Annotated in this window: 18 protein-coding genes and 1 riboswitch; of the genes, 11 read left to right on the top strand and 7 right to left on the bottom strand. The window is 66.2% G+C overall.

Translation table 11 applies throughout. The features are described 5' to 3' along the window. Nucleotides 1–45 precede the first annotated feature (45 nt). Together E3T29_RS09850 and purU are read right to left on the bottom strand one after the other, a co-directional pair. Nucleotides 46–402, bottom strand: a complete 357-nt coding sequence (locus tag E3T29_RS09850; protein WP_241987749.1) for a YrdB family protein — start codon at nt 400–402, stop codon at nt 46–48. Between the two features lie 117 nt (nt 403–519). Continuing rightward, nucleotides 520–1,380, bottom strand: a complete 861-nt coding sequence (gene purU / locus E3T29_RS09845) for a formyltetrahydrofolate deformylase (RefSeq protein WP_092339282.1) — start codon at nt 1,378–1,380, stop codon at nt 520–522. A gap of 196 nt (nt 1,381–1,576) precedes the next feature. Here purU and E3T29_RS09840 point away from each other — a divergent pair, with 196 nt between their 5' ends. Next, nucleotides 1,577–2,845, top strand: coding sequence for an MFS transporter (locus tag E3T29_RS09840; RefSeq protein WP_134345280.1), 1,269 nt, complete (start codon nt 1,577–1,579; stop codon nt 2,843–2,845). On the opposite strand, the gene E3T29_RS09835 is transcribed toward E3T29_RS09840, so the two are convergent. Further along, nucleotides 2,842–4,401 carry an amino acid permease gene (locus tag E3T29_RS09835; RefSeq protein ID WP_092339510.1) on the bottom strand — a complete coding sequence of 520 codons (1,560 nt, stop codon included), beginning with the start codon at nt 4,399–4,401 and terminating at the stop codon, nt 2,842–2,844. The two genes, E3T29_RS09840 and E3T29_RS09835, sit on opposite strands and share 4 nt — an antisense overlap. Before the next feature lie 287 nt (nt 4,402–4,688). Here E3T29_RS09835 and E3T29_RS09830 point away from each other — a divergent pair, with 287 nt between their 5' ends. From E3T29_RS09830 to mnhG, 6 genes are read left to right on the top strand one after another with little or no spacing between them, the layout of a single operon-like run. Continuing rightward, nucleotides 4,689–7,682, top strand: a complete 2,994-nt coding sequence (locus E3T29_RS09830; RefSeq protein WP_134345279.1) for a Na+/H+ antiporter subunit A — start codon at nt 4,689–4,691, stop codon at nt 7,680–7,682. Continuing rightward, entirely contained in the window at nt 7,679–8,224 is a 546-nt protein-coding gene (locus E3T29_RS09825) for a sodium:proton antiporter (RefSeq protein WP_134345278.1), read from the top strand. Before E3T29_RS09830 ends, E3T29_RS09825 begins: the two co-directional genes overlap by 4 nt. Further along, complete coding sequence (locus E3T29_RS09820) at nt 8,221–9,828, top strand: Na+/H+ antiporter subunit D (RefSeq protein WP_134345277.1); 1,608 nt, start codon at nt 8,221–8,223, stop codon at nt 9,826–9,828. The genes E3T29_RS09825 and E3T29_RS09820 overlap by 4 nt, the downstream gene beginning before the upstream one ends. After that, the gene (locus E3T29_RS09815; protein ID WP_134345276.1) at nt 9,825–10,418 is read left to right on the top strand and encodes a Na+/H+ antiporter subunit E; all 594 of its coding nucleotides are present in this window, start codon (nt 9,825–9,827) and stop codon (nt 10,416–10,418) included. The genes E3T29_RS09820 and E3T29_RS09815 overlap by 4 nt, the downstream gene beginning before the upstream one ends. Next, nucleotides 10,415–10,684: a monovalent cation/H+ antiporter complex subunit F gene (locus E3T29_RS09810; protein WP_370449147.1), complete on the top strand. Its 270-nt coding sequence runs from the start codon at nt 10,415–10,417 to the stop codon at nt 10,682–10,684. Before E3T29_RS09815 ends, E3T29_RS09810 begins: the two co-directional genes overlap by 4 nt. Continuing rightward, complete coding sequence (gene mnhG / locus E3T29_RS09805; RefSeq protein ID WP_092339272.1) at nt 10,681–11,025, top strand: monovalent cation/H(+) antiporter subunit G; 345 nt, start codon at nt 10,681–10,683, stop codon at nt 11,023–11,025. Before E3T29_RS09810 ends, mnhG begins: the two co-directional genes overlap by 4 nt. Before the next feature lie 208 nt (nt 11,026–11,233). Here mnhG and E3T29_RS09800 read toward each other — a convergent pair whose 3' ends face one another. Continuing rightward, nucleotides 11,234–12,148: a DUF222 domain-containing protein gene (locus tag E3T29_RS09800; protein WP_134345275.1), complete on the bottom strand. Its 915-nt coding sequence runs from the start codon at nt 12,146–12,148 to the stop codon at nt 11,234–11,236. Nucleotides 12,149–12,474: 326 nt separating this feature from the next. Between E3T29_RS09800 and E3T29_RS09795 the strand changes: the two genes are divergently transcribed. Together E3T29_RS09795 and E3T29_RS09790 are read left to right on the top strand one after the other, a co-directional pair. After that, nucleotides 12,475–13,077 carry a hypothetical protein gene (locus E3T29_RS09795; protein ID WP_134345274.1) on the top strand — a complete coding sequence of 201 codons (603 nt, stop codon included), beginning with the start codon at nt 12,475–12,477 and terminating at the stop codon, nt 13,075–13,077. 35 nt (nt 13,078–13,112) lie between these two features. Continuing rightward, entirely contained in the window at nt 13,113–13,937 is an 825-nt protein-coding gene (locus E3T29_RS09790) for a PKD domain-containing protein (RefSeq protein WP_134345273.1), read from the top strand. Nucleotides 13,938–14,018: 81 nt separating this feature from the next. On the opposite strand, the gene E3T29_RS09785 is transcribed toward E3T29_RS09790, so the two are convergent. Next, on the bottom strand, nt 14,019–14,663 hold the full coding sequence (locus E3T29_RS09785) for an FMN reductase (RefSeq protein ID WP_092339264.1): 645 nt from the start codon (nt 14,661–14,663) through the stop codon (nt 14,019–14,021). A 1-nt stretch (nt 14,664) separates the two neighbouring features. Next, nucleotides 14,665–15,852 (bottom strand): LLM class flavin-dependent oxidoreductase, encoded by a 1,188-nt coding sequence (locus E3T29_RS09780; RefSeq protein WP_134345272.1) that lies wholly within the window; start codon nt 15,850–15,852, stop codon nt 14,665–14,667. A gap of 198 nt (nt 15,853–16,050) precedes the next feature. Continuing rightward, a riboswitch (ZMP/ZTP riboswitch) is annotated at nt 16,051–16,139 on the top strand. A gap of 21 nt (nt 16,140–16,160) precedes the next feature. Here E3T29_RS09780 and glyA point away from each other — a divergent pair. Both glyA and E3T29_RS09770 read left to right on the top strand, forming a co-directional pair. Beyond that, the gene (gene glyA, locus E3T29_RS09775; protein WP_304997025.1) at nt 16,161–17,453 is read left to right on the top strand and encodes a serine hydroxymethyltransferase; all 1,293 of its coding nucleotides are present in this window, start codon (nt 16,161–16,163) and stop codon (nt 17,451–17,453) included. 205 nt (nt 17,454–17,658) lie between these two features. Further along, the gene (locus tag E3T29_RS09770; protein WP_134345271.1) at nt 17,659–18,543 is read left to right on the top strand and encodes a bifunctional methylenetetrahydrofolate dehydrogenase/methenyltetrahydrofolate cyclohydrolase; all 885 of its coding nucleotides are present in this window, start codon (nt 17,659–17,661) and stop codon (nt 18,541–18,543) included. A 158-nt stretch (nt 18,544–18,701) separates the two neighbouring features. Here the strand turns inward: E3T29_RS09770 and E3T29_RS09765 are convergent, their stop codons facing one another. Next, nucleotides 18,702–19,244 (bottom strand): gamma carbonic anhydrase family protein, encoded by a 543-nt coding sequence (locus E3T29_RS09765; RefSeq protein WP_134345270.1) that lies wholly within the window; start codon nt 19,242–19,244, stop codon nt 18,702–18,704. Nucleotides 19,245–19,319: the final 75 nt, after the last annotated feature.

Here is a 19,319-nt window from a genome sequence, read left to right as displayed (position 1 = left end):
GCACGTGCCCGATTGACCCGTTCAGCATTGCTCTAGTGGGAGTGGTTAGCGAAGCTCTTTGCGACCGGAGATGACGCCGCTGGCCGTCGCGACCACGGCGAAAATCACCGTGATGATGGGAAAGCCGAGGTCCCACCAAGCGAGCGCGGCCGAGCCGAAGATGGCGATCTCGATGACTGCCTTACCGAACGGATCGAGGCGGAACACGGCCCGGGGCGACCGGAACAGCGCCCAGACCAGGATGGCGAAGGCGGGAGTGGCGAGGCCGAACAGAATGCCGGGCCAGGGGAGGGGCCAGGCGACGAACCCCCAGATTCCGAGGCTGACGAAGGCGAAGAGTTCGAGCACGAACCGGAGCATGTCGTTGGGGCCGATTTTCGGCAGGTCGCGCGTATCTGTCACCAGTCAATCCTAGCGATGCCCTGTGGCCTCGCGTTCCGGGCGTGCATTCCGGGCCCGCGCTGCGGACGGGGCCCAGGCCCGGACCCTGGGCCCAGTTTATAACCTGGGCCCCGTCCGCTACTTGAAGATGATCGTGCGGGCCCCGTCGAGCAGCACGCGGTTCTCGGCGAACCACTTGACCGCCTGAGTGAGGGTGCGGCTCTCCTCATCTTGTCCGATCGACACGAGCTCCGCCGGAGTGCGTGAATGATCGACCCGCACCACGTTCTGCTCGATGATCGGACCCTCGTCGAGGTTGCCGGTCACAAAGTGCGCGGTCGCACCAATGAGCTTCACGCCGCGCGCGTGCGCCTGGCGGTACGGGTTGGCCCCCTTGAACCCCGGCAGGAACGAGTGGTGAATGTTGATCGCCCGCCCGCCGAGCCGCGCGCACAGTTCCGGCGACAGAATCTGCATGTACCGGGCGAGCACGACGAGTTCGATGTCGAGGTCGTCGACCGCCTCGATGACGCGCGCTTCGAAGTCGGCCTTGCTGGCGGCATCCGTTATGGGCAGCGATTCGAACGGCACCCCGTAGAACCCCACGAGGTCGCGCAGCGTGCCGTGATTGCTGAGCACGAGCGGAATCTCCACCGGCAGCTGCCCGCCGCGCTGGCGAAACAGCAGATCGTTGACGCAATGACCGGCCGAGGAAGCGAGCACGAGCGTGCGCAGCGGACGCCCGACGACATCGATGATCGACGCCATCGCATAACGTTCGATTACCGGCGCGAGCGCCGCCTCGAGCTCGGGCCTGGTCGCCGGCGACTGCACCTGCAACCGCATGAAGAACCGTCCGGTGTCATCGCTGGAGAACTGCTGGCTCTCCGAGATATTGCCCTGCGCCTGCACGATCGCGCCGCTGACGGCGTGCACAATGCCGGGCTGGTCAGCACAGACCAGCGTGATTACCCAGTGGTGCGGGGTCGAAGAAGTCATTGGGCCAGAATACCCGGCGTGAGAGCGGATGCCGCGGCCCGCCCAGTTGCCGCCTCACCGGCTTTGGGTAGACTAGCTGTTGGTCGCACTGCACAAGTCGGCCCCGGGCGCGCACGTCGGCGCGCAGTCGAGTGGCTTCGATCTCGGTGTGAATAATCCCACCGGTCGTCCTCTTCGGCCCAGCTCGAATGCAGCCATGACCAACACCGCCAATATCTTTTTGCCCACCGGCTCGATCCCGGTCGCGCCGTCCAACCGAACCGAACCGCCGTTTCCCTGGGTCGGTTTGATCACCCTGTCTGCCGCCGTTTTTCTCTCGGTCACGAGTGAAATGCTGCCGACCGGGCTGCTCCCCGAGATGAGTCGCAGCCTGGGTGTCGCCCAATCGCAGATCGGGCTGCTGGTCTCCTGGTTCGCGTTCACGGTGGTGCTCACGAGCGCACCGGTCGCCATCTGGACCCGCCGCTTTCCGCGGCACGGGCTGATCATCGTCGTGCTCATCATCTTCGCGGTGAGCAATATTCTCACCGCCATCGCGCCGACCTACGAGTTCGTCGTCGCCGCGCGCGTGCTCGGCGGCGTCGCGCACGGACTGTTCTGGTCGGTGGTGGGTGCCTACGCCGGGCACCTCGTGCCGAAAGCGCAGATCGGTCGCGCCGTCTCGATCACGGTCGCCGGCGGCACGCTCGCCTTCGTGTTCGGGGTGCCGCTCGGCACCGCGGGCGGACACCTGCTCGGCTGGCGGCTCTCCTTCGTCGTGCTCGCCGGCCTGATGCTCGTGGGCGCGGTTCTGGTCTGGAAGTTTCTACCACCGGTCGCGCGGTATTCCACCGGCGTCGCGGCATCCGCTCACGCACCGAAAACCCGTCAGCCGCGCGACGCGACCGTGCCGGCCGTGGTGCTGATCTGCATCATCACCGGCATCACCATGATCGGCCACTACAGCTTTTACACCTACATCGCGCCGTTCCTGCTCGACGGGCTCAGTATTGACCCCGAACTGCTGGCCCCGATGCTGTTCGCCTACGGTGTGGCCGGCGCGGTGGGACTACTGCTCGTCGGCACGGTCTTCGGCCCGCGCCCGAGCCTCGGCCTCATTCTCGGCCTCGCCGTGAGCGCCCTCAGCGTGAGCCTGCTCGCCGTGTTCACGGCGACCCTGCCGGTGGCGCTCATCGCATTCGTGCTCTGGGGCATGGCGTTCGGCATGCTCCCTCCGCTGATGCAGACCCGGATGCTGCACGCCGCGTCGCCGCGCATCCGCGATACCGCAAGCGCCTTCTACACCACCGCGTTCAACGTCGGCATCGGCGGTGGTGCACTGCTCGGTGCGGTGCTGATCGACAGCGTCGGGCTCGAGCGGGTGCCGTTGGTCTACGTGGGGCTGCTGGTCGTTGCCCTCGTGCTCGTGGTGGTCACTGACCTCATGACGCAGCGCGCCCAGGCGCGCCAGGCCGCATCCGCTTAGTCGCGCGAACGGTCGGAGAGCGGACGGTTGGCCACGACCGGCACGCGGCCGGTGAAGCCGTCGCGGGCTGCGGCGATTTCGAGAATGCGACCGCGGCAGGCGTACCAGCCGATCATCAGTCCCGGAACGATGAGCACGAGCGAGCTGATCGTGAGGGTGCCGACCGGCCAGTCGAAAGCCATCAGCACGAGCACACCGGCCAGGAACACGAGCGTCAGATAGCCCGAGTACGGCGCCCACGGCATGCGGAACACCGGGCGCACCAGAATGCCGCGCTTGGCCCAGGCCTGCAGCCTCAGCTGGCACAGCACGATCATGCCCCAGGCGCTCACGATGCCGATCGCCGCCATGTTCAGCACGATTTCGAAAGCTTCATCTGGCACGATGGCGTTCAGGCCCACCCCGAGCAGGGTCACGACCCCGGTCAGCAGGATGCCGCCGAACGGCACTCCGTTGCGGCTGATCTTGCCCGCGAAACGCGGCGCTGAGCCGGCCAGCGACATCGACCGAAGTATGCGCCCGGTGGAATATAGGCCGGCGTTCAGCGACGACAAGGCCGCGGTGAGAACGACGAGGTTCATGATCACGTCGACGCCGTCGATGCCGATCGTGCCGAAGAACGTGACGAACGGGCTTTCGCCGGCTTTATATGCCGTGTACGGCAACAACAGCGAGAGCAGCAGAATGGACCCCACGTAGAACACCGCAATGCGAATGATGACCGTGTTGATGGCCTTCGGCATGACCTTCTCGGGGTTCTTCGTCTCCCCGGCCGTCGTTCCGACCAGCTCGATCGACGCATACGCAAACACAACGCCCTGCACCACCAGAACGGATGCGATCAGCCCGTTGGGCAGCCAGCCCCCGTTTTCGCCGATCAGCGCAAAACCGGCGGTGGCCCCGTCGAGCGGCGTGCCGAAGATGACCATCCAGGTTCCGACGATCAGGAATGCCACGATGGCGAGCACCTTGATCAGGGCGAACCAGAATTCCATCTCACCGAATACCTTGACCGAGAGCAGGTTGAGCGAGAGCACCAGGGCGAGTGCGGCGAGGGCGTACAGCCACTGCGGCACCTCGCCGAACGGCGCCCAGTAGGTGGCGAAGAAATTCATGTACAACGCCACCGCGGTCACGTCGACGATCGCCGTCATGGCCCAGTTGAGCCAGTACAGCCAACCGGTGACGAAAGCAGTCTTCTCGCCGAAGAATTCGCGCGCGTACGACACGAAGGAGCCGGAGCTCGGGCGGTGCAGCACCAGTTCGCCGAGCGCCCGCAGGATGAGGAAGGCGAAGAAACCGCAGATCGCGTAGACGAACACCAGGGCGGGACCGGCGCTGGCGAGGCGTCCGCCGGCACCGAGGAACAGGCCGGTGCCGATCGCACCGCCGATCGCGATCATCTGCACGTGGCGAGACTTGAGTCCCTTGTGCAGGGCGTCATCCTCGTGCACGCTCAGGGCGTCTTCGATGTGCTCGAACGGGGTCTCTTCGGGCGGAATCGCGTGGTCGTGGTGACCGTGCGGTTCCGACGACGAATCGCCCGACGCGGGCATGGATGAGGGCTGCTGGCCGCGGGTGGGGCTCAAAACGGTGCTCGATTTCGCTGGCCGGTCACGCAGAAGGCTTCGTGTGAGAAACGATTCGAGTGGCGCGGGAAGTGGCCGGAAACTGCACGCACGCGCGCTTCTGGCGGTGTGCGGCGTCGGCCGGGGGATAGCGCAACCCTACTCTGCGGCCCCGAGCCCTGCGCTGAGCGCGTTGCCAGAACCCCCGCCGGGGGGCCGCCTGTAGGCGATTAGACTAGACCTTCACACCCCGACCTGACAAGCCTGGAGGCCGCATGGTTCTTTTCCTCCTCGCGTTTGTCGTTCTTTCGGTGCTCACGCCCTGGCTCACCCGGCGTCTCGGCACCCGCGTCTTCTACCTGATCGCCCTGCTGCCGGCCGGGGCCTTCGCGTACACGCTCACCCAGACCGCCACGGTCACCGCCAGCGGGGCCGTGACCCAGTCGATCCCGTGGATTCCGCAGCTCGGTATCAGCCTGTCTTTTCGGGTCGACACGCTGGCCTGGCTGCTCGCCCTCGTCGTGACGGGCATCGGCGCCCTCGTCCTTATCTATTGCGCGCGGTATTTCACCGACGACGAGCCCAGCCTCGGCCGGTTCGCCGCGCTGCTGCTCGCCTTTGGCGGCACCATGTACGGCCTCGTCACCGCGGACGACCTGGTGATCATGTTCATGTTTTGGGAGATCACGAGCGTGCTCTCCTACCTGCTGATCGGGCATTACACGCATAAACGCGAGAGCCGCGGCGCCGCCCTGCAGGCGCTGATCGTGACGACCTTCGGCGGGCTGGTCATGCTGGTCGGTGTTGTGATGATCTCGGTCGCCTCCGGCACTACGAGCCTTGCCTATATCGTGGCCAACCCGGTGACCGGCACCATGGGCACCTGGGCCGTGCTGCTGATCCTGGTCGGTGCGCTTTCCAAGAGTGCGCTGGTGCCGTTCCACTTCTGGCTGCCGGCCGCGATGGCCGCGCCGACCCCGGTGAGCGCGTACCTGCATGCCGCCGCCATGGTCAAGGCCGGCATCTACATCGTCGCCCGGCTCGCCCCTGGCTACGCCGACAGCGACGGCTGGCTGCCGGTGCTCGTCACCCTCGGCGTCTGGACCATGGTCGTCGGCGCCTGGCGGGCCCTGCGCCAGTACGACCTCAAACTTCTGCTCGCCTACGGCACGGTCAGCCAGCTTGGCTTTCTCATGATCGCGATCGGCTTCAACACCCGCGACACCGCCCTCGCCGGCGCCGCTCTGCTGCTCGCTCACGCCCTCTACAAGGCCACGTTGTTCCTCGTCGTCGGCGTGATCGACCACCGGGCCGGCACCCGCGACTGGCGCAAGCTCAGCGGCGTCGGTCGCACAGCTCCCGGCCTCGCCGTCATCGCGTTCATCGCTGTCGCGTCGATGGCCGGCCTGCCGCCGTTGTTCGGCTTCGTCGCCAAGGAGGCTGTGTTCACCTCCCTGCTCGACGCCGGCGTCGGCGGGTCCGGCTGGGGCTACGCGGCGCTCATCGGCACGGCCGTCGGGTCCGTGTTGACGGTGGCATACAGCATCCGTTTCTTCTGGGGGGCCTTCGGCAGGCGCAAGGAACAGCCCCAGACCGTGCTGCACGCGAGCCCCTGGGACACCCTGCTCGCGCCCGGGGTGCTCACCGTCGCGACCATTGGTCTTGGTCTGTTCGCCTCCGTGCTCGACCCGCTGCTCGCGCCCTATGCCGACACCGTTCCGGGGGTCGGCAGCGTCACCGAACCGCCGTACCACCTCGCGCTGTGGCACGGGCTCGAGCCGGCCCTCTACCTGAGTGCGGCCGTGCTGCTGCTCGGCGCGCTGCTGTTTCGAGCCCGCCGCGGCGTGTCGAAACTGCAGGCGAGGGTTCCCGACTACATCGACGCCGGCCGCGGTTACGGCAAGGCCATCCGCGCCGTCGACCGCATCGCGGCCCGCGTCACCCACTTCGCGCAGCAGGGCGGACTCCCGCAGTACCTCGGCACCATCCTTACCGTCTTCGTGCTGGCCCTCGGTTTTGCGGCCTTCGTCAACCGCACCTGGCCGGACGCGATCGTGCTGTGGGACTACCCAGGTCAGGTGCTGATTGCCCTGATTATGGGAATCTGCGCGGTGATGGCGGCCAGGGTCGGACAGCGGATGACCGCCGTGATTCTTGCAGGCGTCACCGGTTACGGCCTGGTCGCCCTGTTCGCTTTTCACGGGGCACCAGACCTCGCCCTCACTCAGGCCCTAGTCGAGTCGATCACCCTGGTGATCTTCGTGCTCGTGCTGCGCCGACTGCCCGCGAACATCGCCCAGCACAACAAACCGGTGCGCCGCAAGCGTCGCCTGCTGATCGGCAGCCTGGTCGGCCTGGTCATGGGCACCATTGGGTTCATCGCGCTCGGGGCGCGGGACTTCGCGAGTATCGCCGGCGCGCTGCCCCGATTGTCGGTGGACGACGGGCACGGCGACAACATCGTCAACGTGATGCTCGTGGACATTCGCGCCTGGGACACCATGGGTGAGGTCTCGGTGCTCATCGTCGTGGCCACGGGCGTTGCGAGCCTGCTGTTCGTGTCGGGCCGCAACTCGGTCGTGCCCAGGTTGAAGGAATCCCGCAGCCTGCGCTCGGTGGCGAACCGTCGTCGCGTCGTCGCCGACCCCGAGCTATCGAGTGAGGGCCACGCCGTCACCCGGCAGGCTTTTCTCCTCGCCGGGCGTAAAAACGCCCCAAGCAGCCGGTCGATTCTCATTGAAGTGCTCGTGCGGTTGCTCTTCCATCCCGCGATGATCGTGTCGATCTACCTGCTGTTCGCCGGTCACAACCTGCCCGGCGGAGGGTTCGCTGGCGGGCTGCTGGCCGGCCTGGCCTTGGTGGCCCGGTATCTGGCCGGCGGACGCTACGAGCTCAGCGAAGCGGCGCCGATCGATCCAGGCAAAATCCTGGGTCTGGGCGTGATTCTCGCCGTGGGCATGGCCGTCGTCTCGCTGTTCTTCGACGGGATCCCGCTTGAATCGGCCTACTTCACGGCGTCCGTGCCCGTGCTCGGTGACCTGTCGTTTGGTACCTCTACCATCTTCGATATCGGCGTCTATCTCGTTGTCATCGGGCTGACCTATGACATTCTGCGCAGCCTCGGCAGCGAAATCGACCGGCAGAGCGAAAATGACGAGATCGGGCCGCGACCGGCCCCGGCGACCGACGCCGAACCTCCCACCGACACGGCTGCCGGCGTGAGCATCAGCCCCGTGAACGATTCCTCGAACGGAGGAGCATCCCAATGAGCGCCTCCCTCACCCTCGTCATTGTGATGGCCGTCATGTACGCGGCCGGCGTCTATGTGATGCTCGAACGCAGCCTCACCCGGGTACTGATCGGCTTCCTACTCGTCGGCAACGCCACCAACCTGCTCATCTTCATCATGAGCGGCCGGCCCGGAAGCTCGCCGATCGTCACCGGCTCGAGCGTCGCCGACATGGTCGACCCGATTCCGCAGGTGCTCATGCTCACCGCGATCGTGATCAACTTCGGCATCACCGCGCTGTTGCTCGCCCTGATCTATCGCTCGTGGTGGCTGGCCCAGCTCGGCGACGAGGGCGACACCCTCACCGACGAGCACGCCACCGAGAGTGCCGACGAAGCCGACGCCACCTTCCGCTCCTCCTCCGATGATGACGACGCGGTCGCCGAGTCGATCGATGACTTCGAGCGCGGCGACGGCGCCACGAGCGACGAAGACACCGTCTCCAGCAAAGCGGATGCGGCCGGCAGCGCCGGCGTATCCGCTCGCGCTGCGTCGAAAAAGCCCGAGGGAGATGCGCGATGACCGCCCTCGTACCCCTCATCGTCTGCCTGCCGCTGCTCGGTGCCGCCGTCGCGCTGATGCTCGGCCAGCGTCGTCGCCTGCAGGTGCTGGTGAGCGTGCTGAGCCTCGCCGCCGCCACGGTGATGAGCGCAGTGCTGCTTGCGCTGGTCGACCGGTTTGGAACCGTCGTGGTGCAGGTCGGGGGCTGGGAAGCGCCGTGGGGCATCGTGCTCGTCGTCGACCGACTCTCGGCGATCATGCTGCTCATCTCGGCGCTCATGCTGCTCGGCGTGCTGCTGTTCGCGGTGGGCCAGGGCATCGTCGACGGTGACACCGAGACTCCGGTCTCGATCTTTCACCCCACGTATCTCGTGTTGGCCGCCGGCTTGTTCAACGCCTTCGTTGCCGGTGACCTGTTCACCATGTATGTCGGTTTCGAGATGCTGCTGTCGGCGAGCTACGTACTTCTCACTCTCGGCGGTACCGGCGCGCGCATTCGCGTGGGCATCACCTACATCGTCGTCAGCCTGGTCTCGTCGCTGCTCTTCCTCAGCGCGATCGCTCTCATCTACGGGGCCACCGGCACGGTCACCCTCGCCCTCATAGCCGAGCGGATGCCCGACCTCCCCGCCGACATTCAGCTGATCCTCGGGCTGCTGCTGCTCATCGCCTTCGGGGTGAAAGCCGCCGTGTTCCCGATGTCGTTCTGGCTGCCGGACTCCTACCCGACCGCCCCGGCGCCGGTCACCGCGGTGTTCGCCGGGCTGCTCACCAAGGTCGGTGTCTACGCGATCCTGCGCACCCAGACCCTGTTCTTTCCAGACAATCAGTTCTCGATGCCACTCATGATCGTGGCGGGGCTGACCCTGCTGGTCGGCATTCTGGGAGCGCTCGCCCAGGCCGACATCAAACGGCTGCTCTCATTCACCCTGGTCAGCCACATCGGCTACATGCTCTTCGGCATCGCCATCGGCACCCCACTCGCCATTGCCGCGACCATCTTCTACGTCGTGCACCACATCACCGTGCAGACCACCCTGTTTCTCGCGGCGGGCCTGATCGACCGGGTCGGCGGCACCACCTCGCTGTCGCGGCTCGGCGGACTGCTGAAATCGTCACCGCTCGTGGCAATTTTGTTCTTTCTGGGCGCGCTCAACCTCGGTGGGATCCCGCCGTTCTCCGGCTTTCTCGGCAAGATCGCCCTGTTTCAGGCCGGCACGATCGTGGGCGACCCGATCATCTACGTGCTGATCGGCGTGGGCGCACTGACCTCGCTGCTCACCCTCTACGCCCTGGCCCGGGCCTGGAACATGGCGTTCTGGCGGCCGAAGAAACAGGTGAAGGACTACACCTCGTCGATGTCGGCGTCGCTCGTGGAAGACCCGCAGGACGAGGGCATCGTGCTGAAGAAGACGGTCTCCCCGCTCATGGTCGGTGCGACCACGTTCATGCTCGTGCTGGCCCTCGGCCTGACCGTGTTCGCCGGTCCGATCTTCGACCTCGCCACCCGGGCCGCCGCCAACATCAGCTCGCCGTCGACCTACATCGATGCCGTGTTCCCGAACGGAACCGGGTCGATCGCCGACAGTAATGTGGGCACCAACTTCGAGGGCGGCGCCAAGTGACCACTCCGAGCGAGCGCCTCGAAGCCGTCGGCAATCAAATTCCGCCGCTGATCGCCCTGATCGTGCTGTGGATGCTGCTCTGGGGCGAGTTCTCCTGGCTCAACCTGCTGGTCGGGCTCGTCGTGGGAATCGTCGTGACCGTGGCGTTTTATTTGGTGCCGGTGCAGCTGAGCGGGCGCGTGCATCCGCTGCACACCGTGGTGTTCTTCGTGCGGCTCATCGTGGACATCGTGCGGGCGTCGGTCGACGTGTCCTGGCTCGCGGTCAAGCCCCGGCTGGTCACGTCGAACGCGATCCTGGAGATACGGCTGCGCACGCGCAGCGACCTAATTCTCACCTGGACGGCGGTGGCCACCTCGATCGTGCCCGGCTCGATCGTGGTCGAAATCGACCGGGAATCGTCCATCCTGTACCTGCACGTGCTGAATATGCAGAGCGCCGGCGATATCGAGCAGTTTCGGCGGCGCGTACTCGACACCGAACGGCGCATCGTGCGCGGGTTCGGCTCGCACGAAGACGTCGAGCGGATGCGCGGGGTGCTGCCCGCAAACCGGCTCAGTGCTCGTCGATCAGGAAAGGAATTGTCATGATGTTGCAGATTGTGGCCGTGGTCGCGTCGGTCATGTTCGCGGTCGGGGCGCTCCTGTCGGTGTACCGCATCGTCATTGGACCGAGCGTGCTCGACCGGGTCATCGCCTCCGACGTGCTCGTGGCGACCATCATCTGCGCCCTCGGCGCCGAGATGGCCCTGAACCGGCACACCGACACCCTGCCGGTGCTGCTCGTGCTGGCGCTGTTCGCGGTGCTCGGTTCGCTCAGCGTCGCCCGCTTTCTGCGCGGTCGGGACAACGCATGAGCGCCGTTCTGCACGATGTGCTGACCGCAATTCTCGTGCTAGCCGGCGCCACCATGTGCCTGGCCGCCGGAATCGGGCTCATCCGTTTTCCCGACGTACTGTCGCGACTGCACGCCGCGACCAAGCCGCAGATTTTTGGGCTCATGGCGGTGACAGCGGATGTCGCGATCAACAATTTCTCGGTCGGAACCGTGACTCTCGTGGTCGCGATTGTGGTCTTCCAGGCCCTGACCGCGCCGATGGCCGCGCACCTGGTGGGCCGGGCCGCGTACGAGACCGAGCACCTGCGGCCGGACCTGCTCATTGTCGACGAGCTGAAGGACCGCCGGGCCGACCGCTGACGAGCCGACCGGTGACCCTCCGACCGCTGACCCGCCAGTTTATAAACTGGGCCCGCGGACATAAGGTGGGCCCAAGACGAGATCGCCATCGTCCAATGTGACGTTGCGTGTGTGGCCCTGACATGTCGCTGGTCGAGCTCGCCGAGACCGGCATCGTCCAACGCGACCCGGCTTGCGGTGGCGCACGGGCAACGTTCTACTGCGGCGGTTAGAGCAGCATGGGCTCCTGCAAGAGGGGCTCCTGTAAGAGGGGCACCTGCAAGAGGGGGTTCTTGCGGGGCAGCGCGATCAGCGTCTGCTCGGAGTCGATCTCGACCGGGGGGTGCAGCCAGTACAAGCCTCCCAAGAGAAGGATCTTCCAGTGCTTGTTGTGGAGCAGCAGGTGGTGGTGGGCGCAGAGCAGGATGGCTTGGTCGATGTTAGAAAGTCCGAGGTCAGCCCAGTTTTCGACGTGATGCGCTTCCGACCAGGACGGTGGTCGATCGCAGCCGGGCCAGCGGCATCCGCCGTCGCGGGCGGCGAGGGCTCGGCGTTGGTCCCGGTTGAACAGGCGTTCGTCGCGTCCGACGTTGAGGGGCTGGCCGTCCTGGCTGAACAGGATGCCGAGGCAACCGGCGTCGCACAGATGTCGGTCGATCGTCTCTTTCGATACGGGGGCCGGGCTTCCCGCAAAGTACCCAAACGGCCCGGTGGTGCTGGTGGCCTTAGCCGCGCGCGTGTTCTTCGTGGTCTGGGTGGCGCCCGTGGTTTCAGCCGGCGTCGCTTCGCGGGCTGCCGCGGCGTCCCGCTCGGCCGTCTCCGTCTCGCTCATCAGCACGCCGACGGCGACCAGCCGTCCCGCTTCGATGTGGCTGAGACCGGTGGCGTGCTGCACCATCAACGTCGGGTTGCCGAACCCGTGCCGTGCTGCCAGACCGGACTGCCCCAGCTGCGGCCGGGACCGCTCCGCGATCGTACCCGCCAGCAGGGCGGCCGCCGTGTTCGTCAGCCGCAACAACGCCGCAATCGGCACGCGCGCGGCGAGCACCTCCGCATCGGACAGTCCGGCGAATTCAGCGCTGGACCCACCGAGAGCGGCGACAGCATTCGCCGCCCGAGTGAGCTCCATCGCCAGGTTGGTCATGCTTCAACTCAACACGCAACCACCGACACGAGAAAATGTCACTCATAAAAGCACAACACCGGCAAAACCGGCAAAGAAAACCCAAAGAAATGTTTCGACAAGTCGATGAGTCTTCGGCGATCTCTAGTTCTTCGACGCTGACCGGAACGATCGTTGTGGCCCAGCGCACGTTCGTGTTGCCCCGTCTCATGGGGTTTGCACGGTCGAAACGCGATGCCCGGCGACCCGACGTTCGGGTTTCGCTTTGCCCGTAGCCTGATTTGAACCTCCGCACCAGCCTGTGGAAACACTCGGCAGGATTGTAGTAACCCGTCTACTCTGACCCCATGCGAAACCCCTCGCGTCACCAAACGCTGCACAACGCCGTGCTCAGCGCCCTCCTGATAGCCCTCGCGACCGGCGCGTTGAGCGGATGCTCCGCCACACCCGCCCCAGCACCCAGCGACACAGCCTCGCCCGTCGCCGAGGCAACACCCGCACCGACCGAAACATCTGCGGTCTTCGCTTCGAACGACGAAGCCCTGGCTGCCGCGACCGCGTTTTATGCGTCGTATCAGGGCATCGCAAACACGATCTCGCGCGAAGGTGGAGCTGATCCATCTCGAATATCGGACTTTGTCACAAAAGATATGTTGCCGGGCGAAATCGCAACCTTTGAACGACTGGCAGACCGCGGCGTACACCTTGTCGGCGATATCGATTTCGACTCGATGTCTGTGCAGTCGGCAGACCTGAATGCCGGGTCAATCAATCTGTACATGTGCTTAGACGTTTCCAAAGGCGAAGTCGTGGACGCAGGCGGCATGTCGGTCGCACCGCCAGACAGGCCCTTGCGCTACCCACTCGTTGTGGCCCTGGTTCAGAACGACGCATTGAATCAGCTTCTCCTAGAGAAATCGGAAATATGGTCCGGGTCAGATTTCTGCTAGTCGTTGCGGCCCTATTCGCCGCCCAGTTCTCTCAGGTGAGTGCCGCATCGGCAAGTGCTCACGAAGTGGTCGGGCTGACCGAGACCGTCGAACTTGGCAATGCCGTCGATCCGCCGCCAGACTCCGACGGCATGGCCCACGGAAATGGAGTGGATCTTGTGGCTGGCTACACCTCTGCACATGTTGGCGGCAAGTCTGCCGGCAAGCAGCACGGTTCCGGTGGAGGGTCGGTCACGCCCGCGCTGCCGACAGTGTGCGCAAACGGCGACCCGATGAAGCCCGGAATCGAAACGATTCCCTGCGGCAACGGCACATTTCTGCCTTTGGCCCAGCACAACGCACCCGCAGTCCCGTGCGCAGGATGCTCTCCCGACACCATCGTGCGGGTCTCCGACCTGCAGAACTTTCCCGCCTACCCCGCCCCCACCGGCATGGAGCCCAATGGCTGGGCGATCGTTGGGCTGGCCGCGAACTTCTGGGCCGGGGCATCCGCTCAGATCGGCGAAGGACTACTGCTGGGCGAACCGGCCCAGGTGATGTTCACGCCGATCGGCTACCGCTGGGACTACGGCGACGGCACGACAGCGGTATCCGCCGACGGTGGGGCGAGCTGGGCCGACCTCGGCCTCACCGAATTCTCCAGCACCCCCACTAGCCACAAGTACGCCGCGAGAGGCAGCTACTCGGTCACCCTCACTGTCGACTACCGCGCGGACTACAGCTTCGGCGACCAGGGCTGGCGACCCGTCGACGGCATCGTCACCGTACCCTCCGCGCCGTTCGCCGTCGTCGCGGCGACGGAATCCACTGTGCTCGTGGCCGAAGACTGCAATGCCAACCCTCGCGGACCCGGCTGCTGACGTACCTGCCCGCGTCGCGGCACCGGTTAGAGATCAGGGCACTCTACGTAGGGGCGCCATGACCTGGAACGAGTGCCGTGACTATCGAGACGGGCTGAAACCGGCAGGGTTGAAGCCGGCCGGCAGTTCGAACGGGTCGGGCACGCGGCTCGACCGGTCCGACGCGGCCACCAGGGTCGCCAGCTCACCGGCCGCCCTCTCGATGCGGGCGGGCAGGGTGGCCAGCCGGCTGTCCACTCCGCCGTCGCCGCTGCCCCAGTCCTCCGAGGCGGCGAACACCGAGGTGGGCACGACAACGGCGTGCAGGTAGGTGAACATAGGGCGCAGCGCGTAGTCGAGGGCCAGGGAATGCCGGGCCGTTCCTGCTGTCGCGCCGATCAGAACCGGCTGGTCGGTGAGAGAGCGGTTGTCGATCACGTCGAAGAACGTCTTGAACAGGCCGCTGTAACTGGTCGTGAAGATCGGTGTGACGGCGATCAGGCCGTCGGCCGCGGTGACGGCCTCGATCATCGTTTGCAGCCGCGGGCTGGCGAAACCGGTGAGCATGTTGTTCATCACGTCCTGCGCGTAGTCGCGCAGCTCGTAGGTCACCACTTGGGTCGTGACACCCTCGTCGGTCAGCCGCGCCACGGTGGCAGCGGTGAGCTTGTCGGCGAGCAGCCGAGTTGATGACGGCTGGCTCAGGCCGGCCGAAACGACCGCGAGGGTTCGCTCGGTCGTGGTCATCTCAGGCTCCGGTCTGCGTGGTGCGGGTGAGGCCGAAGGCGGCGCCGGTTCGGGCGGGTGCGATGGCGGCGGCGGTGTCGAGGTCGTCACGCAGCGCGGTCGTAGCGGCAACCGGAGTGTGGGCGGCGAGGCGCAGGGATTCGTGAGTGGGGCCATCCGGTACGTCGACCGGGCGGTTCTTCGCAAACTCGCGGCGCAGCACGGGCACGACCTCTTCGCCGAGCAGGTCGAGCTGCTCGAGTACGGTCTTCAGCGGCAGGCCGGCGTGGTCCATCAGCCAGAGCTGACGCTGGTAGTCGCCGACGTAGTCGCGGAATCCCAGGGTACGGTCGATGACTTCCTGCGGGCTGCCCACGGTGAGCGGGGTCTGCGAGGTGAAGTCCTCCATGCTCGGGCCGTTGCCGTAGACCGGGGCGTTGTCGAAGTACGGGCGGAAGTGGCGCTTGGCATCCTGCGAGTTCTTGCTCATGAACACCTGGCCGCCGAGCCCGACGATGGCCTGTGCGGCGGTGCCGTGGCCGTAGTGTTCGAAGCGTTGGCGGTAGTACTGCACCATCTTCGCGGTGTGCGAGGCGGGCCAGAAGATGTGGTTGGAGAAGAATCCGTCGCCGTAGTACGCGGCCTGTTCGGCGATTTCGGGGCTGCGGATACTGCCGTGCCAGACGAACGGCGGCACGCCGTCGAGCGGGCGCGGGGTGGACTGGAAACCCTGCAGCGGGGTGCGGAACTGGCCTTCCCAGTCGACGAAGTCTTCACGCCAGAGCCGGCGGAGCAGGGCGTAGTTCTCCAGCGCGAGCGGGATGCCCTCGCGGATGTCTTTGCCGAACCACGGGTAGACCGGGCCGGTGTTGCCGCGGCCCAGGGTGAGGTCCACCCGGCCGTCGGCGAGGTGCTGCAGCATAGCGAAGTCCTCGGCGATTTTCACCGGGTCGCTCGTGGTGATCAGCGTGGTCGCGGTGGAGAGGATGATGCGCTTGGTTTTCGCGGCGATGTAGCCGAGCATGGTGGTCGGCGACGACGGCACGAACGGCGGGTTGTGGTGCTCGCCGGTGGCGAAGACGTCGAGACCGACCTCCTCGGCCTTCTGCGCGATGGCGACCATGGCTTTGATCCGGGCGTTCTCGGTGGGGGTGTCGCCCGTGGTGGGGTCGGTGGTGATGTCCCCGACCGTGAAGATTCCGAACTGCATGCCATCCTCCAACTTTCTATGCGTCTGCATGTATATCTATCGTAACGGTAGAACCTGCGCGGCTATTCCCGGTCTTCGAGATTCACGGCACGTGCCCGCGAAGCTGGCAGGCGTTGCAACCAGTGCCAGCTTCCTGGACGCGTGCCACGAGGCGCGAGCGGATGTTTGGGCGGCGGGCGCGGGCATCCGCTGATATACTGATTGGGTCGCAACTGGCGTAGCACGAAGATGGGTCACCATCGGGGAGCGACTGACACGGTTAGTGGCCGCACGCCTGGGCCGCAACATCCATATATAAGGAGAACTCCGTGCCTGATTCCGCCACTGTCTTGAAGTCAACCTTCAACGAACCGCTCTCGGTCGTTGACCCCGAGATCGCCGCCGTGCTCGAGCAGGAGCTCGGTCGCCAGCGCGACTACCTCGAAATGATCGCGAGCGAGAACTTCGTTCCGCGCGCCGTGCTGCAGTCGCAGGGCTCCGTGCTCACCAACAAGTACGCCGAGGGATACCCGGGGCGCCGCTACTACGGCGGCTGCGAGTACGTCGACGTCGCCGAGCAGCTCGCCATCGACCGCGCCAAGAGCCTCTTCGGCGCCGCCTACGCGAACGTGCAGCCGCACTCTGGCGCCACCGCCAACGCGGCAGTGCTCTCCGCCATCGCCACCCCCGGAGACACCATTCTCGGCCTCGAGCTGGCCCACGGAGGCCACCTCACCCACGGCATGAAGCTCAACTTCTCGGGCAAGCTGTACAACCCGGTCGCCTACGGCGTCGATCCCGAGACCTTCCGCGTCGACATGAACGTCGTGCGCGACAAGGCGCTCGAGAGCAGGCCGAAGGTCATCATTGCCGGCTGGTCGGCGTACCCGCGCCACCTCGACTTCGAGGCCTTCCGCGCCATCGCCGATGAGGTCGGCGCGCTGCTCTGGGTTGACATGGCCCACTTCGCCGGACTCGTCGCCGCCGGCCTGCACCCCTCGCCCGTGCCCTACGCCGACGTCGTGTCGAGCACCGTGCACAAGACCCTCGCCGGCCCGCGCTCTGGGTTCATCCTCTCCCGCGACATGGCCCTGGCCAAGAAACTCAACTCGAACGTGTTCCCCGGCCAGCAGGGCGGCCCGCTCATGCACGTGATCGCCGCCAAGGCCACCGCGTTCAAGCTCGCCGCCGAGCCCGAGTTCAAGGAACGCCAGGAGCGCACCCTGCGCGGGGCCAGCATCCTCGCCGACCGTCTCACCGCCGACGACTCGCGTGCCCACGGCATCGATGTGCTCACCGGCGGCACTGACGTGCACCTCGTGCTCGCCGACCTGCGCCACTCCGAGATCAACGGCCAGCAGGCCGAGGATGCCCTGCACGAGGTGGGCATCACCGTGAACCGCAACTCGGTTCCGTTCGACCCGCGCCCGCCGATGGTCACCTCTGGCCTCCGCATCGGCACGCCCGCCCTGGCCACCCGCGGATTCGGCGACGCCGAGTTCACCGAAGTCGCCGACGTCATCGCCGAGGCCCTCAAGCCCGGCGCCGACATTGCAGCGCTCCGCACCCGCGTTGGCGCTCTGACGCAGGCGTTTCCGCTCTACTCCGGTCTGCAGCAGTAACTTTCGTCGAAGCGGATGCCGCTGACTGGCCCGTGGCATCCGCTCTCGCAGATGGATGTCGCCGGCCGCTCGGCTGGGCATCCGCTGTCGCCCGCCTGCGATGAGCCCGGCAAGCACCCGGTAATCAACACTGGACGGGGCCCAGGCCCCGTCCAAGCGAACCGAAGTACGGCACCGAACTGAACCACAACAGTAGGGATCCACGATGACGGCAATCACACTCGACGGGGTCAAGACCGCCTCCGACATCAAGGCCGAGCTGCGGGACCGCATCGCGGCGCTGCGCTCGCACGGCGTCGTGCCCGGCCTGGCAACCCTGCTCGTGGGTAATGACCCGGGTTCTGAGACCTATGTGGCGGGCAAGCACCGCGACTGCGCCGAGGTCGGCATCGAGTCGCTGCGCATCGATCTGCCCGGCTCGGCGACGAGCGCCGACGTGCGCGCGGCGATCAACGACCTCAATAACAGTCGCGAAGTCACGGGCTACATCATCCAGCTGCCGTTGCCCGTTGGTCATAACGAAAACGCGATGCTCGAGCTAATCGATCCGTCGAAGGATGCCGACGGCCTGCACCCGACGAACCTCGGGCGGCTCGTGCTCGGCATCGAGGGCGAACTGCGCTCACCGCTGCCGTGCACCCCGGCCGGCATCGTAGAGCTGCTACGTCGTTACGACGTGCCGATCGTGGGCCAGAAGGTCGTCGTGGTCGGCCGCGGCCTCACCGTGGGGCGCCCGCTCGGCCTGCTGTTCACCCGCAAGGGCCTCGACGCGACCGTCACGCTGACCCACTCGCGCACGGTCGACCTCGCCGGCGAAGTGCGTCGGGCCGATATCGTCGTGGCCGCCGTTGGCGTGCCGCACCTGATTCAGGCCGACTGGATCAAGCCGGGTGCCGCCGTGCTCGACGTGGGAGTCACCCGCGTGACGGACCCGGTCACCGGCACGGGCCGCCTGACCGGCGATGTACACCCGGATGTGGCCTCGGTGGCCGGGCACCTGTCGCCGAACCCGCGCGGCGTCGGCCCGATGACCCGCGCCATGCTGCTCTCCAACGTAGTGAAGGCCGCCGAGCAGTCCCTGCTGGCGTAACGCCAGCTGTGGTACCGGAGTAACTGTGCGTAACTGCGGAAATTTCGCAAATATTTGTGCGAAATCAGGGCGTCTCGCCCGCTCGAAACTGGAATTTCCGCAGTTGTGAACGACGCCTCCGGTATAGTGGCGACATTCAGGCTGGCTCCGCTCCTGCGCTACTGCTGGGCGAGGGCTGCGCGGTGCAGCTCGGTGTGTGCCAGGTAGCTCGTGGCGTTGTGCCGGATGCTCGCGATCTCCTCGTCGGTCAGCGTGCGCCGCACCTTGGCGGGAACGCCGGCCACGAGCGAACCGGGGGGAACAACGGTGCCGCCGAGCACGACGGCTCCGGCGGCCACGAGCGATCCGGTGCCGATGATGGCGCCGTTCAGAACGGTCGCGGCCATGCCGACGAGCACGTTGTCCTCGATGGTGCAGCCGTGCAGCACCGCGCCGTGCCCGACCGAGACGCCGGTGCCGAGGGTGAGCGGAAAGTCGGTGTCGACGTGGCAGGAGACGTTGTCCTGCAGGTTGGAGCCGGCGCCGATCGTGATCGGCGCAAGTTCCGCGCGCAGCACGGAGTTGTACCAGACGCTGGCCCGGTCGGCGAGGGTGACGTTGCCGACGATCACGGCGCCGGGAGCGACGAACGCGGTCTCGGCGATGGTTGGAGCCGGTGTGTTCGGCAGGACGATGATTCGGGCGGCGTTGTCAGCAGTCATACGCGTCAGCCTACTGCCGAGGGATGGCGCCACTCGGCTCGGTTTGCACCTGCGACCCCGCAGCGGCTCGGGTCG

The sequence above is a fragment of the Cryobacterium sp. TMT1-66-1 genome, from assembly GCF_004403435.1.
GTDB classification, from domain to species: Bacteria; Actinomycetota; Actinomycetes; order Actinomycetales; family Microbacteriaceae; genus Cryobacterium; species Cryobacterium flavum.
Note: the sequence above shows the minus strand (reverse complement) of the source record. Positions and strands in the feature narration are given on the sequence as shown.

Excerpts from the sequence above, each read along its gene's own strand:
- E3T29_RS09835 (WP_092339510.1), bottom strand. The coding sequence starts at position 4,401 with ATGCCCGCGTCGGGCGATTCGTCGTCGGAACCGCACGGTCACCACGAC.
- E3T29_RS09800 (WP_134345275.1), bottom strand. The coding sequence starts at position 12,148 with ATGACCAACCTGGCGATGGAGCTCACTCGGGCGGCGAATGCTGTCGCC.
- E3T29_RS09820 (WP_134345277.1), top strand. The coding sequence starts at position 8,221 with ATGACCGCCCTCGTACCCCTCATCGTCTGCCTGCCGCTGCTCGGTGCC.
- E3T29_RS09780 (WP_134345272.1), bottom strand. The coding sequence starts at position 15,852 with ATGCAGTTCGGAATCTTCACGGTCGGGGACATCACCACCGACCCCACC.
- mnhG (WP_092339272.1), top strand. The coding sequence starts at position 10,681 with ATGAGCGCCGTTCTGCACGATGTGCTGACCGCAATTCTCGTGCTAGCC.
- E3T29_RS09795 (WP_134345274.1), top strand. The coding sequence starts at position 12,475 with ATGCGAAACCCCTCGCGTCACCAAACGCTGCACAACGCCGTGCTCAGC.
- E3T29_RS09810 (WP_370449147.1), top strand. The coding sequence starts at position 10,415 with ATGATGTTGCAGATTGTGGCCGTGGTCGCGTCGGTCATGTTCGCGGTC.
- E3T29_RS09785 (WP_092339264.1), bottom strand. The coding sequence starts at position 14,663 with ATGACCACGACCGAGCGAACCCTCGCGGTCGTTTCGGCCGGCCTGAGC.
- E3T29_RS09825 (WP_134345278.1), top strand. The coding sequence starts at position 7,679 with ATGAGCGCCTCCCTCACCCTCGTCATTGTGATGGCCGTCATGTACGCG.
- E3T29_RS09840 (WP_134345280.1), top strand. The coding sequence starts at position 1,577 with ATGACCAACACCGCCAATATCTTTTTGCCCACCGGCTCGATCCCGGTC.
- purU (WP_092339282.1), bottom strand. The coding sequence starts at position 1,380 with ATGACTTCTTCGACCCCGCACCACTGGGTAATCACGCTGGTCTGTGCT.
- E3T29_RS09765 (WP_134345270.1), bottom strand. The coding sequence starts at position 19,244 with ATGACTGCTGACAACGCCGCCCGAATCATCGTCCTGCCGAACACACCG.
- E3T29_RS09770 (WP_134345271.1), top strand. The coding sequence starts at position 17,659 with ATGACGGCAATCACACTCGACGGGGTCAAGACCGCCTCCGACATCAAG.
- E3T29_RS09830 (WP_134345279.1), top strand. The coding sequence starts at position 4,689 with ATGGTTCTTTTCCTCCTCGCGTTTGTCGTTCTTTCGGTGCTCACGCCC.